Origin of the sequence: Pseudoalteromonas sp. Z1A8 (assembly GCF_011378855.1) — a bacterium.
GTDB lineage: Bacteria > Pseudomonadota > Gammaproteobacteria > Enterobacterales > Alteromonadaceae > Pseudoalteromonas.
The window spans coordinates 86,364-109,468 of sequence record NZ_WTLB01000007.1; the positions used below are offsets into that span (position 1 = coordinate 86,364).

At 38.4% G+C, this 23,105-nt stretch carries 16 protein-coding genes; all 16 read right to left on the reverse strand.

The window, feature by feature from the left end; genetic code table 11:
* Window positions 1-72 precede the first annotated feature (72 nt).
* The 16 genes from GQR55_RS04730 to GQR55_RS04805 all read right to left on the reverse strand — a co-directional run bounded on the left by GQR55_RS04730 (window position 73) and on the right by GQR55_RS04805 (window position 23,011).
* Window positions 73-4,914, reverse strand: a complete 4,842-nt coding sequence (locus tag GQR55_RS04730) for an NAD-glutamate dehydrogenase (RefSeq protein ID WP_166419646.1) — start codon at window positions 4,912-4,914, stop codon at window positions 73-75.
* Window positions 4,915-5,122: 208 nt separating this feature from the next.
* Complete coding sequence (locus GQR55_RS04735; protein WP_166419647.1) at window positions 5,123-7,444, reverse strand: MMPL family transporter; 2,322 nt, start codon at window positions 7,442-7,444, stop codon at window positions 5,123-5,125.
* The gene (locus tag GQR55_RS04740) at window positions 7,444-8,439 is read right to left on the reverse strand and encodes a YCF48-related protein (protein ID WP_165740267.1); all 996 of its coding nucleotides are present in this window, start codon (window positions 8,437-8,439) and stop codon (window positions 7,444-7,446) included. Before GQR55_RS04740 ends, GQR55_RS04735 begins: the two co-directional genes overlap by 1 nt.
* Before the next feature lie 132 nt (window positions 8,440-8,571).
* A complete protein-coding gene (locus GQR55_RS04745; protein WP_166419648.1) occupies window positions 8,572-9,936 on the reverse strand; it encodes a DUF1329 domain-containing protein in 1,365 nt (454 codons plus the stop codon).
* 13 nt (window positions 9,937-9,949) lie between these two features.
* A complete protein-coding gene (locus GQR55_RS04750; protein WP_166419649.1) occupies window positions 9,950-12,049 on the reverse strand; it encodes a DUF1302 domain-containing protein in 2,100 nt (699 codons plus the stop codon).
* A gap of 251 nt (window positions 12,050-12,300) precedes the next feature.
* Window positions 12,301-12,522 (reverse strand): DUF2835 family protein, encoded by a 222-nt coding sequence (locus GQR55_RS04755; protein ID WP_149592249.1) that lies wholly within the window; start codon window positions 12,520-12,522, stop codon window positions 12,301-12,303.
* Window positions 12,523-15,117: an aminopeptidase N gene (gene pepN / locus GQR55_RS04760; RefSeq protein ID WP_166419650.1), complete on the reverse strand. Its 2,595-nt coding sequence runs from the start codon at window positions 15,115-15,117 to the stop codon at window positions 12,523-12,525. It abuts the gene before it with no gap.
* A gap of 46 nt (window positions 15,118-15,163) precedes the next feature.
* On the reverse strand, window positions 15,164-16,627 hold the full coding sequence (gene nhaC / locus GQR55_RS04765; protein WP_166419651.1) for a Na+/H+ antiporter NhaC: 1,464 nt from the start codon (window positions 16,625-16,627) through the stop codon (window positions 15,164-15,166).
* A 179-nt stretch (window positions 16,628-16,806) separates the two neighbouring features.
* On the reverse strand, window positions 16,807-18,831 hold the full coding sequence (gene prc / locus GQR55_RS04770) for a carboxy terminal-processing peptidase (RefSeq protein ID WP_166419652.1): 2,025 nt from the start codon (window positions 18,829-18,831) through the stop codon (window positions 16,807-16,809).
* Between the two features lie 26 nt (window positions 18,832-18,857).
* Window positions 18,858-19,508 carry an RNA chaperone ProQ gene (proQ, locus tag GQR55_RS04775; protein ID WP_024600504.1) on the reverse strand — a complete coding sequence of 217 codons (651 nt, stop codon included), beginning with the start codon at window positions 19,506-19,508 and terminating at the stop codon, window positions 18,858-18,860.
* Between the two features lie 15 nt (window positions 19,509-19,523).
* Window positions 19,524-19,802 carry a hypothetical protein gene (locus GQR55_RS04780; protein ID WP_166419658.1) on the reverse strand — a complete coding sequence of 93 codons (279 nt, stop codon included), beginning with the start codon at window positions 19,800-19,802 and terminating at the stop codon, window positions 19,524-19,526.
* Window positions 19,802-20,260 (reverse strand): GAF domain-containing protein, encoded by a 459-nt coding sequence (locus tag GQR55_RS04785; RefSeq protein ID WP_166419653.1) that lies wholly within the window; start codon window positions 20,258-20,260, stop codon window positions 19,802-19,804. The genes GQR55_RS04780 and GQR55_RS04785 overlap by 1 nt, the downstream gene beginning before the upstream one ends.
* 128 nt (window positions 20,261-20,388) lie before the next feature.
* Window positions 20,389-20,769: a hypothetical protein gene (locus GQR55_RS04790; RefSeq protein WP_007586920.1), complete on the reverse strand. Its 381-nt coding sequence runs from the start codon at window positions 20,767-20,769 to the stop codon at window positions 20,389-20,391.
* 171 nt (window positions 20,770-20,940) lie between these two features.
* Window positions 20,941-21,189 carry a hypothetical protein gene (locus GQR55_RS04795; protein ID WP_166419654.1) on the reverse strand — a complete coding sequence of 83 codons (249 nt, stop codon included), beginning with the start codon at window positions 21,187-21,189 and terminating at the stop codon, window positions 20,941-20,943.
* Between the two features lie 11 nt (window positions 21,190-21,200).
* Window positions 21,201-22,022, reverse strand: coding sequence for a CPBP family intramembrane glutamic endopeptidase (locus GQR55_RS04800; RefSeq protein WP_166419655.1), 822 nt, complete (start codon window positions 22,020-22,022; stop codon window positions 21,201-21,203).
* A gap of 119 nt (window positions 22,023-22,141) precedes the next feature.
* Entirely contained in the window at window positions 22,142-23,011 is an 870-nt protein-coding gene (locus tag GQR55_RS04805; RefSeq protein WP_166419656.1) for a LytTR family DNA-binding domain-containing protein, read from the reverse strand.
* Window positions 23,012-23,105: the final 94 nt, after the last annotated feature.

Below are 23,105 nucleotides of genomic sequence, written 5' to 3' on the forward strand. Positions count from 1 at the left end.
GGCTGAGGTATTGTATAACAATTTTAACAATCAGTTATTTATTTACTAAACAAATAGCTGATTAAAGCTAAATTATTTTCCTGATGTATCACAGTTATGACTTAGTAGCATTAGTTCACGCAGTGCAACTGAGAACTTAGCAAAGTCATGGCTTTGTGATGTTTTGAACTCAGCCAACATTTGTTTCCAACGTTGAAGTAATAAATCTTGGCTATCCATCCACTCATCTATTTGACTATCAACATCGCTTTCATCACCTTCAAAGCTATTTAATACAACTTCAGATAATGTACGTTGTTGCCAATCAAGCTCTTCACGATAAGATGAACGAGCAAGCGCTTGCCAATGATTTGCGACTGGTTGCTTTGTAATTTGCTCTAAGAACCAATGCAGACCCATTCTTGCGCCTAGTTTAAAGTAAGTATTCGATACCATCGAAATACTCTTACCTGAACTATTAGCAACTTCAGCTAAATCCATCACAGAAAACAAGCTTGATAAAGAAACAATGCGCTTAGCTATATCTGCTGGAACGCCGGCATCAATTAACTTATTAGCTTCAATTACAATGCGGTCATTCTCTTTTTCAATCATGTACGTATTTAAGTTATCGCTTAAATCTTTAAATGTTGGAGCAAAGAATTCGATTCCTTGTTCAATCGTTTGTGCCTTATTACGATGACGTAAGAACCAACGCGTTGTACGGCGAACAGTGCGACGAAGTTGGTAAAGCATTTCAGTTTGAACCGCTGCTGGTATTTTATTATCTAGTGCACTGATAGAAGACCATGTATCGCGCATTTCAAATATTTCGCTAGCAATTGAGTAACACATTGCAATTTCAGCTTCATTAGCACCGGTTTCTTCATGCATACGTACCATGAAGTTTAAACCCATATCGTTAACGATACTGTTAGCGAGTTTAGTTGCAATAATTTCTTTACGAAGCGGATGATTATCCATCGCATCGTTAAACTTCTCACGTAGTGGACGCGGGAATGACTTAACAAGCAACTGACGGTAATAAGGGTTTTCAGTAATTTCATCACTTACTAACGACTCTTTTAATACCATTTTTGCGTATGACACTAGCACTGAAAGCTCAGGGCGAGTTAAATCTTTACCCGCTGCTGCACGTTCTGCTAATTCTTCATCGCTTGGAATGAACTCGATAGCACGGTTTAACTTGCCATCTTTTTCAAGCGCATGAATAAAGCGAATCTTTTCTTTTAGTGTTGAAGTACCTTTAGACTGCGTAATTGAAATAGTATGCGTTTGACGGTAACAGTCTTTTAATACTAATTCAGATACTTCGTCAGTCATTGAATAAAGTAGCTCGTCACGTTGTTTACGCGTTAAGTCACCTTCAGCAACCAAGCCATTAAGTAAAATCTTAATGTTAACTTCGTTATCTGAACAGGCAACACCCCCTACGTTATCAATAAAGTCAGTATTTACACGACCGCCTTTCGCTGCAAATTCAACACGACCTAATTGAGTTGCGCCTAAGTTACCGCCTTCACCAATTATTTTAGCGCCCAAGTCTCTACCGTTGATACGTAGTGCATCGTTTGCACGATCCCCTACATCTGCATCAGTTTCTTTAGAGTTTTTAATGTATGTACCAATACCGCCATTCCACAGTAAATCAAACTCCATCATTAATGAGGCTTTCATTAACTCATTTGGAGTCATAGTTGCTTTTTTAGTGCCCAACATTTTTTTCATTTCAGGGCTAAGCGTAATTGATTTTGCAGCACGAGAGAAAACACCACCACCGGCAGAAATTAACTCTTTGTTGTAATCTTCCCAAGATGAACGCGGCATATTAAATAAACGTTCACGCTCTGGGTAAGATGTAGCAGCATCCGGGTTAGGATCAACAAAAATGTGCATATGGTTAAAGGCAACTTGTAAACGAATATGCTTAGATAACAGCATACCATTACCAAATACATCACCCGCCATATCGCCAATTGCCACAACTGTAAAGTCGGTAGTTTGACAATCGATATCCATTTCACGGAAATGACGTTTTACTGACTCCCATGCGCCTTTAGCCGTTATACCCATTTTCTTATGGTCGTAGCCCACTGAGCCACCAGATGCAAATGCATCACCTAACCAGAAGTTATATTCGTTTGCTATGCCATTGGCAATATCAGAGAACGTTGCTGTACCTTTGTCGGCTGCAACTACTAGATATGCATCATCTTCATCATGACGAACAACATCTCTTGCAGGGACTACTTCTCCGCGTTCAATGTTGTCTGTTATATCTAGAAGACCACGGATAAAGATTTTGTAACACTCTTGGCCTTCTTTAATAAACGCTTCGCGCTCACTAGGTAGTTGTTTACATACAAAGCCACCTTTAGAACCAACAGGTACAATTACTGTATTTTTAACTTGTTGTGCTTTAACTAAGCCAAGTACTTCAGTACGGAAATCTTCACGACGGTCAGACCAACGCAAGCCACCACGTGCTACTTTACCGTAACGTAAATGCACACCTTCTACGCGAGGAGAATAAACAAAAATCTCAAACGCTGGAAGAGGAAGCGGTACATCCGGAATTAAGCTAGGTTGTATTTTAAATGATACGTACGACTTAAACTGACCTGCATCATCTTTTTGGAAATAGTTAGTACGAAGCGTTGCAACAATCATATCTACGTATAAACGTATAATGCGGTCATCATCAAGATTTGCTACATTTTCAAGTTCTAAGTAAATTTGCGTGCTTAGCTTCTCAAGTGTCTTAGCACTTGCTGGGCTCTTAACTGAAAACTTTTTAGCAAATAAGTTAACAATTTGCGCAGCAATATTTGGGTAGTTAGCAAATGTGCTCTCAATGTAAGTCTGAGAGAATGTAACACCAATTTGGCGCATATACTTAGCATAAGCACGTAAAATAGAGGCTTCACGGCCAGTTAAGCCACCCATTAACACTAAACGGTTAAAACCATCATTTTCAAGGCGATTGCCCCAAACATTGGTTAATGCAGCGCGAAAACGTGCTGAAATCTTATCAAAGTCTGCCATCCCTTTGCTGTCTATAAGCATAGAGAAGTCCATTATCCAATTAATACGCCCATCGCTTGTTTTAACTGAATATGGCGTTTCACCAACAACACGCAGACCAAAGTTTTCAAGCATTGGCATAACGTCAGATAAGTGAATTGGCTCGTCTTTATGGAATAAGCTTAATCGTACAATATTGCTATTAGCTTCTTCTTGCGGACGGTAGAAAAGCATTTCTAGCTTGTTTTCATCGCTAAGTAATTCTAACTTTTCGATATCAACAACCGCAGCACTTGGCAGTACTTCATCTTTGTATGAGCGTGCAAACGCATTACAATATTTACGATTTAAATCGTTACCACGTGCTTCGCCCGCAGACTCTAAAAGTGCAGACTGAAGTTTATCTTCCCACGTGCGCGCAGCTTCTACTAAATTGTTTTCGATGTCTTTCACGTTATATTCGATCTTGTTGTCGGTCACACGAACGGTGTAATGTGTACGCGCCAGTGTTGACTCAGAGAAAAAAGTAGTAAATTCGACTTTATCGTCAGAATTAAATGCATTAGCTAATATATCTTGCGTTTCACGGCGCAGGGCTGTGTTGTAACGCTCGCGAGGTACATAAACCATGCAAGATAAAAAACGACCATACGAATCTTTACGTACAAACAAGCGACACATATCACGCTCTTGTACTTGTAAAACACCCATAGCAACTTCAAGTAGCTCACTTTCGCGCGCTTGAACAAGCTCATCACGTGGGTAGGTTTCTAAAATATTTAAAACAGCTTTGTAAGCGTGCGTGCCTTTAGCAAAGTCACACATTTCCATAATGCGATTAATTTTACTTTTTAATACGGGTACATCAGTAGCGCTGTTATTGTAAAAGCTTGATGAGAACAAACCAATAAAGCGGTCTTCTCCAATTACATTACCTTCATCGTCAAAACGCTTAATACCTACATAATCAATGTAAGCTGGGCGGTGAACGCGAGAAACAGAGTTAGTTTTAGTTAAAATCAATAAGTTGCTGCTACGTGCTTCTTGGCGAGCAACTTCTGGTAATTCTGATAATAATCGTGTGTGTTCTTCAGTAGAATTTTTCATCAAGCCAAGGCTTGATTCCATTTTACCTTTTAATTGGTAATCACCTTGAACTGGGCTTAGCTCATATTCACGGTAACCCATTAGGGTAAAGTTATCTTTAGCTAACCAATCTAAAAACTCAGTTGTTTCTGACACTTCTTCTTTTGTTTTATTATGATGACGCTTAGGTAACTCTTTGGTCACTGCCATCAATTTTTTACGGATTGGTTGCCAATCATCAACAGCAACTGACACATCAACAAGAACCGATTCTAACTCTTTTTTGAAAGACTCAATCACAGAAGAATCTGTCTGACGGTCGATTTCAATAAAGAATACTGTTTTAGTAGATGAAGATTCTTGCTCTGCTTTTAAATTTGATAATCCAGAAATTTTAGCGTTTGTATCGCGCTTAATTTTTAATGGGCAATGAAGTAATAAGTGAGAGGCGATATTTTCACGAGTCATGGCCATACGAACAGAATCAACTAAAAACGGCATGTCTTTAGTAATAATTTCTACAATTGTATGCGATGACTGCCAGCCATCTTTTGCCACTTCAGGGTTGAAAACGCGGATAACAGCGTCGTCGGTAGTATTTTTTTCTAGTGCGTTCCAAAGGCTTAATGCTGCGCCATATAGGTCACTATCGTTGCGATTTGCCAAATCCTCTTTAGACATGTTGCTGTACAAGGCTTTGGCGAATTTCTCAACGAGTAACACATTATCAGCGCGAACTTTTTTCTGGATCAGCTTACAGACATTATCTAGGATAACCGAGGCTTGGCCTTCATTTCGTGTCATTGTATGTTCCTTAATCTATTACTGCTCAGGAGCAGAAATTTGTACAGCTATTCATTAGCGTGGAGTCAATCAAATTCTAACCCTTTTGCAGCTAATAAACAGCCTTTTCGATGAAAACATTTTAAGCATTTCAGCTATTTGGTCATCTATTCACAAATTGTAGATATAAATGGCCTTTACAGGCCATTTAGGAGCAAAATTATTCACATTATTTTTTCTGGTCAGTCCAGAGAAGGCTACCAATAGCGGGTAATAACAATACCGCACCTAACATATTTACTAAAAACATGAAGGTTAGCAATATACCCATATCAACTTGGAATTTAAGATCTGAGAATATCCACGTACTCACACCAATAGCTAATGTAATCCCTGTAAACAATACAGCACTACCACGTTCAACAAGTGCATTACGATAAGCAATACTCAGTGGTACGTTTTGCTTAAGCTGCCCCATCATCGACGACAGTATATAAATACCATAATCAACCCCAATACCAACACCTAACGCAATTACAGGCAGTGTAGAAACAGTTAAGCCTATTTCTAGTTGAACCATAAGTGCTTGTGCAAGTGTTGATACAATATAAAGCGGCAATACTACGGCTATTGTTGCTTTTACGCTTCTAAAGCTCATTAGGCATAAAATAATAACGGCACCATAAACATAAAGCATCATTGGTATTTGCGCCTCTGCAACCGACTCATTAGTCGCTGCCATTACACCAACAGGGCCAGACGCTAATTTAAATGCTAATTTATCAGTGCCCTCTTCTTTAGCAAATTGCTTAACACTTTTAATCACAGTATCGATAGTTTGTGCTTTGTGATCATCTAAAAATATAATCACAGGCATAACCGAACAATCCCCGTTAAGTAGGCCTGTACTCGTTTCTACTCGAGATGTTGACTGTACTAAGCTTGCTGAATTTCGTGGCAAACTCTGCCATTTCAGATTGCCTTCGTTGTACCCTGCGTTAACCGATTGAGCTACAGAGCTCAAACTAACAGCAGACTGCACACCGGTCACATTTTCTACTTTATATTGGAAACGGCTAATCCTCTGCATCACATCATGTTCAGTACATGCTGCAGGATATGCCTCGACTATTACCTTTAAGATATCTGACGAGATAGTGTACTTGTCTGATATTAAAAATGTATCTTGATTATAACGCGCATCTTGATGCAGAGATGGCGCGCCTGCGTGTAAGTCGCCTATACGCATTTTATCTGCTTGCCAGTAACCTAGTGCAAATAAAACAAGGGTAAAACCAATAATCATTTTAGCGATTTTAGGATCTGTCGCTTTTACAAGAAGGTCTCTAATTTTATCAAGCATGTTAGGCTTTGCAGCGTCGCCAGATTGAATATGTACACTGTTTTCAAAGTTCATGTACGATGCCCAAACTGGCAGTAAAATTAAATTAGTAAATATAATGACGGCTACACCTAAACTCGCTGTAATAGCAAGTTCGCGGATAATACCAATATCAATAGTAAGTAATGTTAAAAAGCCGACAGTGTCTGAAAGTAGTGCAATACCACCGGGTATTAATAGAGCCCTAAAACTTGACTGACAACAGATACGAGTACTTTTTCCTTCACCTACTTTTTTACCAATCGCATTTATCATCTGCACACCATGGCTTACACCAATCGCAAATACTAAAAACGGCACCAAAATAGACATAGGGTCAAGGCCAAAGCCTAAACTTGAAAGCAGGCCAAGTTGCCAAACAACTGCAATAATAGAACAGGCAATAGGTAAAATGGTTAACTTCAAACTACCACAAAATAGCCAAACCATAATAAATGTAAAGGCGATAGCAATGGCAAAAAATACAACCACGCCTTTTGCGCCTTCAGCTATATCACCTGCCATTTTTGCAAAACCAATAATATGAATACTTACTTTATCTGTACTTAAAGGTTCTCTTAAATCACTTTCTAGCTTTTGTGCAAAAGCTAAAGTGTCTAATTTTTGTTGAGTTTGAGGATCAGTTTCTAAAAGCTGGGCCGTTACCATTGCACACGAGTAATCGCTGGCAATCATACGTCCTACCACTTTTGCTTTTTCGATGTTTTCTTTTACAACACCTAAACCACGCGTATCCGCTTTAAAGTTAGCAGGAATAATTGGACCGCCTGCAAAGCCATCCTCGACTACTTCAACAAAACGAGCGCTGGGTGAAAATATAGAGTTAACTAATGGACGATTTACGCCAGGAATAAAATAAAGCTGATCGTGAACCGCTTTTAATTGAGTAAAGAACTCTGGATTAAATATATTGCCGCTGTCATCACACACTGAAATCAAAATACTGTTTGCACCACCAAACTGTTTTTCATGCTTAGTGTATACTTTCATATAGTCGTGATTTAACGGGATGTTTTTATTAAACGAGGCATCTAATTGAATTTGAGTTGCTTTGAATACCAGTAAACAGCTTATAAGCGCAAAACTTATAAGCATAATTAGGCGATGTCTAAAAATCGCCTTTTCAATAAAATCGAGTAACTTATGCATTAAGGGGTTAACTCCTTCACTTTAATGCCATCTTCTGTCGCCATGATTAGTTTGTTATTTAAAATCACGCCATCTAAAATTGCTTTACCATCGGCTAACTGCTCATGGGTGAGTAACCCATCTTGAAGATGAAAAATAACGCCACTATTGGCGAGCATGAGCCATTGTTTGTTATTGTAATTAATGATGTTGTTGATCGTCGCAGTTTTTACATTTTCGAAATGCTGCCACTCTTGTTCGCCATTTTGCTTTGCAAAAACATTACCTCGAAGCCCTGCTACAATTTCTTGCGTGCTATCAGAGGCAACTGCAAAGAATGATCCAGGATAAATTTCCTCAATCCTTTGCCAAGTTTCGCCATCATCAATGCTTCTGGCCATTAAACCCATTTCACCAACCAACATTAATCCGTTATCTGTTTTTTCGATTCGATTAAAGTGCGGTAAAATTGAAGCTGTTTCTGCTTCATACCCTTCGGGATCGTTTTCTTTTAAATCGTTTAAGTAATCTCTGTCATCACTAAACAGTAACGAATCTAAAAAGCGCTTTTGCCAATGTTTACCACCGTCGGTGGTTTGATAAAACATACCATAGGCGCCCACTGCAAAACCTTTTAAATCATCTTCAAATAGGATATCAAGGCAGGGTTTATCTAGTTCTGGTTTAACTTGTTGTAACTGCCAATTAATACCACCATCGGTAGTATTGATAATGGTGGCATCGTGTCCACATGCCCAGCCATTATTTTCATCGCTAAAGTCAACAGCTGTTAATAGCACTTGAGTCGGTACAAGTTCAGCTTGTTGCCATTTATTACCAGTGTCACTTTTAATAACGGTACCATGCTTGCCTACTGCAATTAGCCCGTTACCTGTGTTTGTTATATCAGTAAGTAGGGTTTTATCTGCTTTAATTGCACTGATTGCATTTTCAGGGACATCCTGAGCAACACTCGCACCACTTATGATCAGGCTGGCATATACTAAATACTTCATAAATTTTAATCGCCTTGAACGAGAGAATTGTTTGTCTTTATATACTGAGGAAAGCGTTGCGCGATTTGGTATAAGACAAACGCGATGTGAAAGGAAAAGGCACTTAACATACGTTAAGTGCCTAACTTCTAACTATCTACCTGCGCGACGTAATGCGCTTGACGTAAATTCGTTATCGTTAAACGATTGTGAAAAATCGTACATTTTTTCTTGGTTATCTAAACCAATTGCTAAATAACGACGTGAATTTAAATCATGATAAACCTCAAGCGTACTCCACTGAGTAGGTACTTCGTAGTAGTTAAGGCCATAAGCCATTGCTACACGGTAAAGTTGGTCGCGGTTATCATAAATATCCGTAACCTGTACTTGCCAGCTATCTTCATCAATGTAAAACACACGTTTTTTATAGATATGGCGTGTATCGTCTTTTAAGTTAGCTTCAACAACCCAAACACGGTGTTTTTCGTAGCGTGTATGCTCTGGGTTTATGTGGCCAGGCATTAAAATGTCATCGTATTCTAACTTATCACTATGAAGCTTATAGCTGTTGTAAGGAATGTATAATTCTTGCTTACCTTTCAACGTCCAGTTGTAACGATTAGGTGAGCCATTGAACATGTCAAAGTCATCAGTAGTACGTAAGCTATCCGCTGCTGTTCCTGGTGCATCATATGCAACATTAGGTGCACGACGAACGCGGCGTTGTCCCGAGTTGTAAGTCCATGCTTGGCGTGGCGTTAATATTTGGTCCATCGTTTCATGAACAAGCAGTGCTGTACCTGCTAAGCGTGCAGGCTCTGTAACACTTTGTTTAAATTTAAACAAAATGTTTGAGTCTTGCAGCTCTGCGGGTGTTGCACTCGGATCTGAATATTTAACTAATAGCTGTTCATCAAAGCCAACATAGTTATAAGAGCCTGACGCCGTTGGTGCTGCTTGACCACCAAAACGTTCAATAGATTGCCCACGGTAACGTAATAAGTGATTCCAAATTGCCTCTAAACCAGTTTTAGGAATAGGGAAAGGAATACCAATTGCCGTATTTTTAATACCATTTCCGCCTTCAACTAATTCAGCTGTTGGTGCAAACTTTTTAGTTGCGTCATAAACAAACTGAGGATAAGACGCTGAGCGACGTGTTTCATACACTGGCATTTTAAATGTATCAGGATATGCTTCAAATAAAGCAATTTGACCCGGACTTAAATTGGCTTTGTACTTTTCGATATTACTTTTATCAATAGTGAAAAGCACTTTGTCAGTGGTATATGGGTCAAGGTGATGCATACCCGGTTCATAACCTGCTGGTGCAGATGTAATGCCATTATTCCATGCTGGAATAGAACCATCAGCATTCGCTGCTTTTTCTGCGCCCAATGGCGTTAAATTTTGACCTAATTGAGCAACTTCGTCAGCGCTTAATTTAGCTAAGGCTGCGCTGCTTGCAAACAAGCTACAAAAAGCAGTAGCAATGAGGGTAGGTTTTATAATCATAGTAATGTTACCCCTAAATAGAATATTTTAAGTTAAAAGAAACGTAATCGCGGTCTGAGAAAGTATTAATATCGCCGCCGCCCCAAAACGAGTTGTAGCTCACATCAAGTGACCACGCATTTTGGTAGTTAAAGTTCATGGTCGCACCTAAAGATTTACGGTCTTCAATAAATAAGAACATAGGATCTGGTGTATTACCATTTACGTCATGAGAAAATACAAAACGAGGAGAGAAGTTAATACCATCGTAAAGGTCATAATAATCACCTTTAGCAATTAAGCGGTATCCCCAAGAAGATGCAGTAGCAAATGATTTTTCTTCAGCGCCGTTTGATAAACCAAGTTGCAATGTTGAGTAATCAGTAGTACCAGGGCCTGTAATTGTGCCACTTCTGCCAGTACCGGATACATTTAAACGCATTTCGTCATATTCTGGCATGTTATGAATTTTTACAGCACCCACTTCACCAACAACAGCCCAACTATCAGCCCCTAATGAAGGGCCAAATAAATGAGTAGCCGTAAATTGAATTTGAGATGTATCACGTTCAATATAGCCCTTGGCAACTTCACCCGCTCCAACAGAGCTTATAGCATCGCCAAAACTCATTTGCGAAATACCCGCAAAATCAGGACGAATACCGGCAAGCGCTAACTGCTCTGGCATAGCTGTATAAAGTAACTCTACGTCATCAATTTGCAGAGGCTCGTCTTGACGAAAAGCAAATTCACCCGCAAAAGCTGTTTCACCAATAGTGGTGTTAAAGCTTAAACCGTATAGTTTAATATCTTCAGGATAGTCGTTTTCAGCTTTAGAAAAGGCAGTTAAATCAGCAACATTATCAGAGGTGATTTCTGTCGTCATAATCATCGCTAAATCTTGCGCAATTGCTTCGTTTGAAAAGTTTGATACGCGACCAGAGATAAGCGGACGACGACTGTGGTAGTTCACATGGTATAACGCAATTTCAGTATCATTAAACTCAGGTAAAAACACCCCTAAGCGAAGACCATACTGACCGCCATCTTCAGGTTCTGTTTTACCATTATCCCCTTTACCTTTAAGCGCGACCTTAGTTGGATATGCAAGGTACATTTGAGCTAATAAAGCACTCCCTTCGGCACTTGAAGGATCTATGCCTCGTGCAGCTGCTGCTAATGCAAAGTCAGATGTTAAGTTATTTAAACTATCCGTTAAAAAAGCAACATCAATATCAGGGTTAGACGTAAAGCCTAACTGAACATTCTGCTGATAACCATTTTCTGCTGCAAAGTCATTAGTAGAAAAATACGTGCCGGCTGCTGGTAAACGCGTTTCTTGCCATTGATATTGGTAGAAACCTTCAAGCGTAATATTTTCAGTAATACCAAGCGATGCCCAAAGCATACCTACAGGTATAAATGCTTCTTTAAGCTCAGCGCCTGGTGCTTTTAATCTGTCAATATCAACTGGGTTTACGTTAATGCCATGAGATATCAGCGTACTTTCCCCCCAGTTAACTACTTGCTGACCTAAACGAACAGATAAAGGATTATTTCCGTCGTTTAAATCAAAATCGGCCCATACAAACGCATCTAGTAAACGTATGTCGGCACAACTTTGTGCTTTAGTGTCTTTATCGTCACACGGATCAACACCCTGCCCAGATGTAGGATTTGAATAAGCGTGATAGCCATCCATTAATGCAAAGTCATAAAAATACATAAAGCGAGTGAACAAACCGTAGTTATCTTTATTTATTGAAAGGTCGTGTGTTCCCTTCAATAGTTTTGAGAATGAGTCACCACTGTCAAAATTTAAATTACCCGCATCACCATTGTTTGAGTAAGAGCCCGGTTGTGCCCATACATCTTGTGATGAATAAATAGTGTTACTTAGCGCAGGGTTGTAACCTGTCCAGTCAAAAGCTGGATTATTACTTTTACCAATTAAGCTAAAGTCCCTGTCTTCTACACGGACACTTTGCCCATATGAAAAGGTTGAATCGAAGGTAATATCAAAACCCCCAGCTTCAAATGTTACAGCTTGAGTACTGGCTGCAGATAAACCTAAACTAGCGGCTGCTAAACCTATAGCGATTTTATTTTTAACAAAAAGCGATCTTCTTATCATTTTGGTTCCCCCCTGTCGCGGGTCATTTTGTGTGATCAAGTTATTGTTTTTAGTGTAATCATAACGATAGAAGCGAATCTGCAAAATTACAAATACTCGCTCAAATCTGTCATATATTTTTATTCTGGTTGACGCTTACGTATTGGTAAGACGTCGTACCAGATAATTTATACACGTAATTTAACAATAGGACAAATTGAAATTAACAAAAATACAATATTTTTATGTATATATAACATAAAAACCGAGTGTCAGGCCACTCGTTCTAGGCGGATAAACTTGTTTTCGGGGGTTAATAAGAGTCTAAAACGGCCACGTACACCCAAGCTCGAAATGAAGGGCCTTAAATATGTAGCGGTAAAACGAATCGTTTTACCGCCATCCTCTACAACTTGTAATGAGCTAAAACGACCATGGTAGTAATCCATGCATTCGTTATAGCTCAATCTTAGGGTAAAATAATACTCAATCATTTATGCGAGCGCTTTTTCAACCTTTTCATACAAGTCAGCACTTAGGTCATCTAAATTGGCTAAGCGTTGTAATTGCAGTTTCATTGCTTGTGAGCGTACATCATCGTAACGCTTCCACGACATAAATGGTGTCAGCATACGTGATGCATTTTGTGGATTAATTGCATTAAGTTTTATTAGTAAATCACCTAATAACGCATAACCTTGGGCATCAGAGCGATGAAATTGCGCTGTATTAAAATGGCTAAAACTTCCTACAAGTGCACGTACACGATTGGGATTTGAAAAATCAAAACACGGATGTTCGTAAAGTGCTTTAATATTCTCTATTGCATTACTACCCGATTGCATAGCTTGCAGTGCAAACCATTTATCCATCACTAAAACATCATGACGCCACTGACTATCAAAATGACTCAAAAGCTCGTCTCTAATAGGGTGTGAAGCTTTTACCACAGCGCTTAGGGCACCAAGTAAATTAGTCATATTAGTCGAGCTTGCGGCTTCCTTAATAAAGGTTACAGCTTCTGGCTTTTGTGTTTTAGCTAGATAATGTAAGCATATTTGTTTCAAGGCACGGTTTGCAACTGCGCTTGCACTTATACTCCCATCATCTTCAAGAGATTCGTAACAACTAAGCAGCTCATCAGCAAGTTCATCAGCAATTTGTTGCTCAAACTTTTCTGTTATTTTGATAATTTCATCAACAGGTATTACATCAAATTCAGCAGCTAACGTGTCAAAACTTGGTAATTTAAACAGCTCTGCAATTAAAGCTAAATCGCCCTCTTTAGTGTTTATAAGTATACGTAGCGCATTTATAATTTCGCTGCTTAATACACTATTCGTTGCATCGGTGATTTGTGCTTTAACGGCTTTAATAAATAGTTGCTGTTGTGCATCCCAACGTGAAAAATCACTGCGCGCAAAACGCATAATGTGTAATAGTTCTGGCTCTGTTGTTTGCTGATTTAAAATACAAGGCGCAGAAAAATCTTCGAGTAAAACAGCAACTGGTTTCTCTACTATATTATCAAAGGTAAATGTTTGAGTCGTGTTTGTTACATCAAGCACATGATCTAGCTTTTTACCTTTATATTGCAGAGCAATACTTTTTCCATGGGCATCAAGTAATTCAATAGCAAATGGAATATGAAGTGGTTTATTATCTGGCTGATTAGCCGGTGCTGTTTGATCTATTGTCAAAGTGTATGTATTAGAGCTGCTATCAAAGTTTTGAACCGCATTTAAACGCGGTGTACCTGATTGGCTGTACCATTGCTTAAATTGCCCTAAATTAACGCCTGATGCATCGCTCATCGCACTTACAAAGTCATCACATGTAACTGCTTGCCCATCGTGGCGCTCAAAATAAAGAGTCATGCCTTTTTGAAAGTTAGTTTCACCCAATAATGTGTGCATCATACGGATAACTTCAGCACCTTTATCGTATACAGTGACAGTATAAAAGTTATTCATTTCAATAACTTTCTCAGGACGAATTGGATGAGCCATAGGGCCTGCATCTTCACTAAACTGATGTGTACGCATTACTTTAACCGCATCAATACGGTTAAGTGCACGAGAACCTAAATCACTACTAAACTCTTGGTCTCTAAATACAGTTAACCCTTCTTTTAGCGATAACTGAAACCAATCTCTGCAAGTAACTCGATTACCAGTCCAGTTATGAAAGTACTCATGCCCTACAATGGATTCAATCGTATGATAGTCTTTGTCTGTCGCTGTTTCTTGATTGGCTAATACGCATTTACTGTTAAATACATTCAGCCCTTTGTTCTCCATCGCACCCATGTTGAAAAAATCAACAGCTACAATCATATAAATATCAAGGTCATACTCTAAATTAAAACGTTCTTCATCCCACTGCATTGCTTTCTTAAGTGAGGCAATAGCATGGGGTGTTTTAGATAAATTACCTTTATCAACAAACAATGCTAACTCTACATCTCTGCCGCTTTTAGTTGTGTAGGTATCTTTTAAAACATCAAAATCGCCTGCTACAAGTGCGAACAAATAACTTGGCTTTTTGAATGGGTCTTGCCATTTCACAAAATGACGACCATCTTGTGTTTCACCGCTATCAACTTGATTACCGTTAGAAAGTAATTGCGGGTATTTTTTATCAGCAATAACAGTTACATCAAATGTGGCTAGTACATCGGGGCGGTCCATATAATAGGTTATTTTTCTAAAACCCTGCGCTTCACACTGCGTGCAGTACGCCCCTCCTGATAAATACAAACCTTCTAGAGAGGTATTCGTCTCAGGTGATATCTCAGTAACAATGCTTAATTGGCAATTATCTGGCAGATTATTAATTATTAGTTGCTCACCAATAATTTCATAATCAGTTATATCGACCGTATCAACAGATAAAGACAGTAAACGTAAGTCAATGCCATCAAGTACTAAAGGTGTTTTTTTATCACCAACACGCGTAAGTGTTAGTAAAGAGCTGACTTTGGTTGATAATGGCTGTAAGTCAAAAGTTAGCTCGGTGTGGTCAATTAGGAAGTCTGGGGCTTTATAGTCTTTAAGGTATTGTGCTTGAGGTTTGCTTGATTCAGTCATAGATACTCCAAAATAGCGCCTTTAAAGTTAAAAGGCGCTATTAAAATTAGGCAGATTGTTTTGGTTTAATACGTAAAATTTTAATACCTAAGTAGGCATAAACAACTGCTAAAACAGGGTTAATTAAATTAAAGAAAGCGTAGAGTGCATAATCAAAAGGGTTTATTAGTAAAACGCTTTGCATGTAAGCACCACAAGTATTCCAAGGAATAAGTGGGCTAGTAATTGTACCGCCATCCTCTAATGTACGAGATAAATTAACAGGCTTCAAACCACGTTTTTCATATTCATCTTTAAACATACGGCCAGGGACAACAATCGCGATATACTGATCGGCTGCTATAATGTTTGTACCAATACAGGTTGCAATTGTTGCTGCAATTAATGAGCCCGTACTTTTAGCTATTTTAAGTATGCTTTTAACAAAAATGTCCAGAAGGCCCGTTTTTTCCATGATTGCACCAAACATCAGTGCAGTCATAATCAACCACGTAGTTGTAAGCATTCCTGACATACCGCCACCACTGAGTAGCGAGTCCATTTTATCATCGCCTGTACTTATACTAAAACCATCAAAAAACGTAGTCCAAACAAGCTTAAAATAGCCAACTAACTGTCCTTGAGACACATCAATTTGGCTAGCAATTAAATCTGACTGAAATAACATAGCCCAAATAGCGCCCACAACAGCACCAATAGAAATAGCAGGAAAGGCTGGCATTTTTTTAATCGCTAAAACTAATAATACAATTAGCGGGATCAGCATTTCAAAACCAATATTAAAGTTTTGCTGTAAAATAGCTGTTATTTCATCAATACGCCCTGCTTCGCTTGAAGCCGTTGCATTAAAGCCCATGAATATAAATATAATCAGTGCAATTACAAAGCTCGGTACTGTCGTCCATAGCATGTGCTGAATATGCTCAAACAAATCAGCGCCAACTACGGCTGGTGCTAGGTTTGTAGTTTCTGACAGCGGGCTTAGCTTATCACCAAAGTACGCACCAGATATAACGGCACCAGCCGTTACTGTTTGCTCAAGCCCAAGACCCGTTGCAACACCTAATAAGGCAACACCTATCGTAGCGGCCGTAGTCCAAGAGCTACCAATGCTCATAGCTACAATGCCACAAATTAAACAGCTCGCTGCATAAAACCAGCTAGGGTTTATAACTTGTAAGCCGTAATAAATTAAAGTGGGTACCGTGCCAGAAAGTAACCAAGTACCAATTAACGCACCTACCATAAGTAAAATTAAGATAGCACCAAGCGAAAGTGTTATGCCTTCGATCATAGCTTGTTCTAATTTTTTCCACGTATAACCATTTTTAAGACCAATTAAAGCCGCTGCAAAAGTAGCAAACAAAAGTGCAATTTGGTTAGGACCTGAAGAAGAGTTATCACCAAATAAGTATACGGCTGCACCAAGCAAACAAATTAATACAGTGATAGGAATTAATGCATCAAAAAACGAGGCGGGCTTGATTGGTTTATCATCCAATAGCTTCAAAGTAGAGACTCCTGCACACTTGCTGTGTGTTTAATTATTATTTTTAGCACGTAAAGCGCATTAATTGAGCATGATTGATCTAACTCAACTTTATGTAATCAGAGATTATAACAATTTAGTAAATTTTAGGTAGTAAAAAAGGCGCTAAAGCGCCTTTTTTATAGAGGTAAAACCAGTTGTTACTTCTTAGCTATACGACCATAATTAATATAATCTTGTGTAATTAATGCAGCTTCTTCCAAAAATGGGTCAAGCTCTTCAATTACTTCTGGTAAATCGTCTAAGTTTTCTACCGGCTCTTTACCTAAGCGCTTAAGACGTTCGTTAGTACGTACAAGTGCACGTGCTTCACCTTCGTCCTTTTCTTTAATGCGCGTAGCTTCAACCAAAGAGATAGTTTTACGGTCTTTCTCTTCGTTATATAAAGTAATATCGCTAAATACATAACCAAATTCTGGCTCTGATTTAATTCGTACTTCGTGTTGTTTCTCTAGGTACGTAATAATAGGTGTTAAATTACCTAGTTTTTTGTATTTCGCTTTAACAATGCTATCCCATGGAAGTGCATTATCTTGCTTACTTTCGCCCCACTCTGCAGGATCGATTGCTGATGGAAACGAAATATCAGGAATAACACCTTTATGTTGCGTACTACCACCGTTAATACGGTAGAACTTAGCAATTGTATATTGCACGCTACCCAGCGCATTGTCGTATAGGTCGTAAGCGCGGCCTAAGCCTTTGTGCTGCTGTACAGTACCTTTACCAAATGTTTGCTCGCCAATTATAACCGCACGACCGTAATCTTGCATTGCTGCTGCAAATATTTCAGAAGCAGAGGCACTGTAACGATCAACTAAAACAGTTAAAGGACCATCGTAATAAGTGATACCGTCACGGTCTTTCTGCTCTTCAATACGGTTGTTCAAGGTATGAATTTGAACAACAGGACCTTGATCGAAAAACAAACCAGATAACTGTGTTGCTTCATATAAAGAACCACCGCCATTTTGGCGTAAGTCGATAATAATACCATCAACTTTTTCTTCTTTAAGTTTAGCTAATTCAACTTTTACATCTTTCGAAAGGTTATTGTAAAAGCCAGGAATTTCAATCACGCCTACTTTGCTTGTTAAATCAGAGTATTTTGCTTCAAATACTTCTGATTTAGCCGCTCTATCTTCAAGTCGAATTTTATCACGCGTGATTTCAACAACTTTAGGTGCACCATGAGCGTCAACACCCTTTAAATACTGCAAACGTACTTTAGTCCCTTTAGGACCTTTAATTAAATCAACTACGTCATCTAAACGCCAGCCAATTACATCTACAAATTCTTCGCCATCTTGGGCAACACCAATAATGCGATCATCAGCTTTAATTTGATCTGTTTTATCTGCAGGGCCTCCCGGCACTAAGCTGCGAATAACTGTGTAATCTTCATCAGGGCTTAATACGGCACCAATGCCCTCAAGCTCTAAGTCCATATCCATTTTGAACTGCTCTGCACGACGCGGCGATAAATAAGACGTATGCGCCTCAATACTGCGTGCCAGTGAGTTCATAACAATTTGAAAAGCATCTTCTGAATTAGATTGTACTAAACGTTTTTCTGCATTTTTATAGCGTTTGGTCAGCACTTCTTTAATGCCTTCCCAATCTTTACCCGTCATTTTTAAACGCAGTGCATCGTACTTTACACGTTCACGCCAAATTTCATCAAGCTCAGCTTGAGACACCGGCCATGCTGAATCTTCACGGTCAAAAAAGTATTCATCTTCTTTATCAAACGTCATTTCTTTTTCAAGTAAAGTAAGTGAATACTCGTAACGTTCAAAACGGCGTTTAAGACTTAAGTTAAAAATATCAAACGTAAAATCTAATTTGCCGGTAGTGATAGCGTTATCAAAGTCATCACGGTATTGCTCAAAAGAGGCGATATCGCTTGCTAAGAAAACGCTTTTATTAAAATCAAGGGATTCGATATAACGATCGTACACTTTACTAGAAAGCTCATCGTTAAATCGAACCGGTGTATAGTGTGAACGAGCAAATAAGCTAGCCACTCGTTTGCTAGCAGTACCATGTTGACTCTCTTGCTTAAGCTGGGGTAAATCGTCAATTGTGACGGCTTCTACAGCAGCAAATAATGAACCTGAAAACAGGGCAGCAACTAACGGAATGAGCGTAAACTTTTTACTCATACACAACTCCTTAATTTATTGACAACTTAAACGATGTATAAGCTATCAGCTTTGGTTTTAACTTGCATACCTGTCACTAATTCAACATGAACGTCATCTTTGTTCACTTCAGTGATTACTGCATTTACAAGTGCTTGGCCAAGTTTAACCTTAACCTTATTATTAACCTTGACCTCAGTTGCTGGTAAAGGTTCAATTTTTCCTGAACGTTTAGCCGGCGCTGCTTTAGCAGGTTTGTTAGCAGCAGGTGCGTTTTTATCGCCTGCTTTGCTAGCATGAGCTGGTTTTTTCTTGAAAGATTTAGAATCAGAATCTTGACGTGGACGCTGTTGTTTTTTGCGTTTTGCCATTTTAGCGCGGCTTTCTTCCAATGCTTTTTGCGCATGGTCGATATGCTCTTGCTCAACCTTTTCACCTTGATTACCATCAAGATCAATACGAAACTCTGACTTTGTCACAGCTTCTAAATAACGCCAGTTAGACGTGTATTTTCTAAGCGCTTGACGAACTTGAGTCTTACTTACTTTTTCAGACCCTTCAATACGCTCAGCAATATCTTTAAAAATACCGACTTTAAGCGGCTTGATGCCATCTTTTTGTTTAAAACATTGTGGGAATTCTTGATATAAAAATTCCAACACTTCATTAATATCTTTTAGCTTGTTTGTGGTTTCCATTTTAGAACCTATTTTTCACATCTTTTCATCAAGGGACGAATCGACGTAGTGTATTACCCAGTCGACCAACTCTTCGAAATCGGCTTCTATAACAGCCATATCACCTCGAAGGTGTTCCCAAATACCATTAATTGTTTCATCAATAAATTCACATTCTGAATCATCTGGAAGACGATCCCATGCAATATGAATTAAATCATTGAGCGTTTCCGCTACATGTTCTTCTTCGCCTTCCCAGTCGCCAACATCTTGCACAGCAAACAGGTAGTCTTGAACATTTAGCAAATCTTTCATTACAGGCTCGCCTCTAAGCATTTCACTAATGCTTCAAGGCCAGCTTTGTCATCAGCATCAAATCGGCCAATACTTGGACTATCAATGTCTAGTACTGCAAATACTTTACCATGTTTCATGATAGGTACAACCACTTCAGAGTTAGACGCTGCATCACAGGCTATATGCCCGTCAAAAGCGTGAACATCTTCAATCAATTGTGTTTCTGCGGTTGCCGCAGCAGTTCCACATACCCCTTTTCCTACTGGAATACGGATGCATGCAGGGTTGCCTTGAAACGGACCAAGTACTAATTCAGTAGGAGAATCCATAAAGTAAAAGCCCGCCCAATTTACATCTTCTAAAGAGGTAAATAATAGCGCGCTTATATTTGCCAAATTGGCAATTACATTAGATTCACCAGCTATCAGCGATTGCGTTTGCTTAACTAATGACTGGTAAAAATCTTGCTTTTGCATACCAAACTACTTCTTATTAAACATACAGTAGCTAAAGGTACTCTTTGTCGTGAAAAATTGGAACCTTTTGGAGGTAAAAAAAAGGAAATCGCACCGTTTATCAGCGTGCTTGGTTAATAATGCTGCGATTATTTTTTTACCGATTTACGAAGACCAAATAAAAACAGTCCAGCAGCAAATGCTGACATAACACTATTAATCAAAAATATCTCGCCAGTTGAGGCACTTAATAAGTAACTAAATATAGCGCCACCTAATAAACCGAGTGTCAAAACACCCGAATAATTAACTTTAGAATACTTAAACATCAGTAAGTATCCTGGCACAACAAAGGCCGCCATTGTTAAACCTACAATATGCGCATTTGATATAGCCGTCATCAACAGTTGAAAAAATACAGATAAGAAATCACCCTGTAGCGTTAACGCATAATACAAACCTAGCAAGCTGCCAATAATTACTGGGGACAATAATGAAAGCGCGACGCTTTTTGCAAGTTGATGTTTCATCTAATAATCCTTAATACAGCGTATAAAATTTAATGTATTAAGCATGCACCAAGATCTAAAGCTTAGAAATAGAGACTATGGTCGTAACTTATGATGATAAAACATACAACATATAAGCTAGGTAATTTAATAAAGCCCAGTTTTTAAAAGAAATAACAAATAGCTCAGCAGTTACAACTGAGCTATTTTTTGTGATAAATCAATATTTTTATTTATCGCCAACTCTTCAAGCACTATGACTCTTTCAACTAAAAAGTCTAACTTTTTTTGCATCTTAACAATCGTATTTTTCTGATTTTTATCTTGTAATAAAAGTAACGTCTCTTTAGCAGTCGCTTTATTAGTAAAGTAATTTTTAATTAGCACTAAAAGTAAAAAAGGCGACAAAAAAATCATTATAATTAAAAATAATTCAAACATTATTATCTCCTTTAAGTGTTTTGTGTTGCTAATTTATAATGTTGAGACGAAAAACCTGGACGTTTCTTAAATAATGTAGAGAGTGTTATTTGACGCGGCTTACCACGACGGATAAGTAAGTTTACGTAGAGTATGCTTAAAATTATTGCAGTCGCCTTGAACAAATTGCCTTTTAAGTCCCCTGCTGCACCACCTGACATGCTAAATATGCCATAAGCCGCATTCATAAATATATGCATCCATAGTGGAAACCAAATACGGTATCCACATTCGCAAAATAACCACGCAAACCAAGTTCCTGCTATTGTTGTAATTGCAACAGCCATCACAGCTGAAATAGCATCATGTCCTTGATAAATATGACCCAAACCAAATATCGTTGAGCTAATTAATGCGGCGGGAATAAACCCCCAACGACAAAAACGAAATAACACGCCGAACAAAGCAGCCCTAAAAATTATTTCTTCAAAAACTCCCGCATATATTGAACCTGTAATTATTCCCGTAATTGAAAGGTTTAGCGCGTTACTTAAATAAGCGTAACCTATCACCATAGGTGTGCAACAGACCACCGCTGCGAGTAAATAACGTTGAAAACCTTCAATGTCGACACCTAAAACGTTGTACCAACTCTCATGTTTAAATAATAATGTTGCCACAACTAGCAATGGCCCATAAATAAATAAGTATTTAGCGGGAAATAACAAAAGGGCTGATTGTTGATCAAGATCAGATAGGACACTTACCCAGTTATCCCCCCAAAACTCTTTCATCATGTAATGACAAAATATAAATGTGATGATTATTAGCAGTGCTTTAATTGTATGTTTCATACGTACCTTCTTAAGTTACAATTTTAAATTCAACTTAATCATGGCAATCACTAATCATGAAATCGATCAATTAGGGCTAAATTTCATTTTTAGGTGCTAACTACACGTTTTTGGGGCCATTAACAAACATCTGGGGTTAACAACAAGGCTTGTTTAATGGCATCAACATAAGTTCGCGAAACTGGAATTGTGAAATCAAATGAGCTCATCGATAACTGTAACCCTCCGGCATTCCCTTTACTTACTGCGACTAATTGTAAATTAACTGCATAAGACCGATGACAGCGATATAAAAATGTATTTTGGGGTAATTGCTTTAATAAACCAGTTAACGTTATGCGCAGCAATTTATGAGAAACAACATCGTTTTCTATCGTTGCGAGCTCACAGTAATTATCGGCTGACTTAATAAACAATATATCCGATAGCGCAATTATTAGCTTGTCACCTTTATTATCGCCAATAAGTGTTATTAGGCGATGTGGGGGGACGTTATTTTTTTCTACCTCTTCACAAGAAGGCTGTTTAGTCTTAACAACCGGTATTATTTCAGTTGTTAACACCATATGCTTTGCATGGCGATTGACAACAAATATGAAACTAATCGGGAATAACCCAACTGCTAATGTATATACAATGAAGAGTATTTGGTTTTGCCAATGCCAAGCCCCTAACATAGCAACAACAAAATATCCGTGGTTAAACAAAGCAGTAATTAAAATATAAAGGCTGGGGGTCACTATTATTCGAAGTTTATTGCTAAGATTTAACCGAATTAAAAATATCTCAATAAAACCCGAAAGCAATAAAGCGCAAAACGTGACTAAGCCGTAACCTGAAAGGCGGAGTAATTTATAAGGTTCAGTATCGTTGGTTGTACCAAAAGGTTGGAATACGAATAGAATAAATAGAGTTACTATCGAAAATAAAATTGCCCTGTATACAACCAACTTTCTTGACGCTAAATCATCTTTAAGCCACAACGTCATATTTTATATACCCTAAATTCGGATAATAAGTGCAATTTCTCAGATTAGATGGCCAGCTGTTATAATTCGGCCATTTTCTCGCCAAAGGAAATTG

Excerpts from the sequence above, each read along its gene's own strand:
- GQR55_RS04790 (WP_007586920.1), bottom strand. The coding sequence starts at position 20,769 with ATGAAACATCAACTTGCAAAAAGCGTCGCGCTTTCATTATTGTCCCCA.
- pepN (WP_166419650.1), bottom strand. The coding sequence starts at position 15,117 with ATGACTGAATCAAGCAAACCTCAAGCACAATACCTTAAAGACTATAAA.
- proQ (WP_024600504.1), bottom strand. The coding sequence starts at position 19,508 with ATGGAAACCACAAACAAGCTAAAAGATATTAATGAAGTGTTGGAATTT.
- GQR55_RS04745 (WP_166419648.1), bottom strand. The coding sequence starts at position 9,936 with ATGATTATAAAACCTACCCTCATTGCTACTGCTTTTTGTAGCTTGTTT.
- GQR55_RS04735 (WP_166419647.1), bottom strand. The coding sequence starts at position 7,444 with ATGCATAAGTTACTCGATTTTATTGAAAAGGCGATTTTTAGACATCGC.
- GQR55_RS04740 (WP_165740267.1), bottom strand. The coding sequence starts at position 8,439 with ATGAAGTATTTAGTATATGCCAGCCTGATCATAAGTGGTGCGAGTGTT.
- GQR55_RS04795 (WP_166419654.1), bottom strand. The coding sequence starts at position 21,189 with ATGTTTGAATTATTTTTAATTATAATGATTTTTTTGTCGCCTTTTTTA.
- GQR55_RS04785 (WP_166419653.1), bottom strand. The coding sequence starts at position 20,260 with ATGCAAAAGCAAGATTTTTACCAGTCATTAGTTAAGCAAACGCAATCG.
- GQR55_RS04750 (WP_166419649.1), bottom strand. The coding sequence starts at position 12,049 with ATGATAAGAAGATCGCTTTTTGTTAAAAATAAAATCGCTATAGGTTTA.
- GQR55_RS04780 (WP_166419658.1), bottom strand. The coding sequence starts at position 19,802 with ATGAAAGATTTGCTAAATGTTCAAGACTACCTGTTTGCTGTGCAAGAT.
- GQR55_RS04730 (WP_166419646.1), bottom strand. The coding sequence starts at position 4,914 with ATGACACGAAATGAAGGCCAAGCCTCGGTTATCCTAGATAATGTCTGT.
- GQR55_RS04800 (WP_166419655.1), bottom strand. The coding sequence starts at position 22,022 with ATGAAACATACAATTAAAGCACTGCTAATAATCATCACATTTATATTT.
- prc (WP_166419652.1), bottom strand. The coding sequence starts at position 18,831 with ATGAGTAAAAAGTTTACGCTCATTCCGTTAGTTGCTGCCCTGTTTTCA.
- GQR55_RS04805 (WP_166419656.1), bottom strand. The coding sequence starts at position 23,011 with ATGACGTTGTGGCTTAAAGATGATTTAGCGTCAAGAAAGTTGGTTGTA.
- GQR55_RS04755 (WP_149592249.1), bottom strand. The coding sequence starts at position 12,522 with ATGATTGAGTATTATTTTACCCTAAGATTGAGCTATAACGAATGCATG.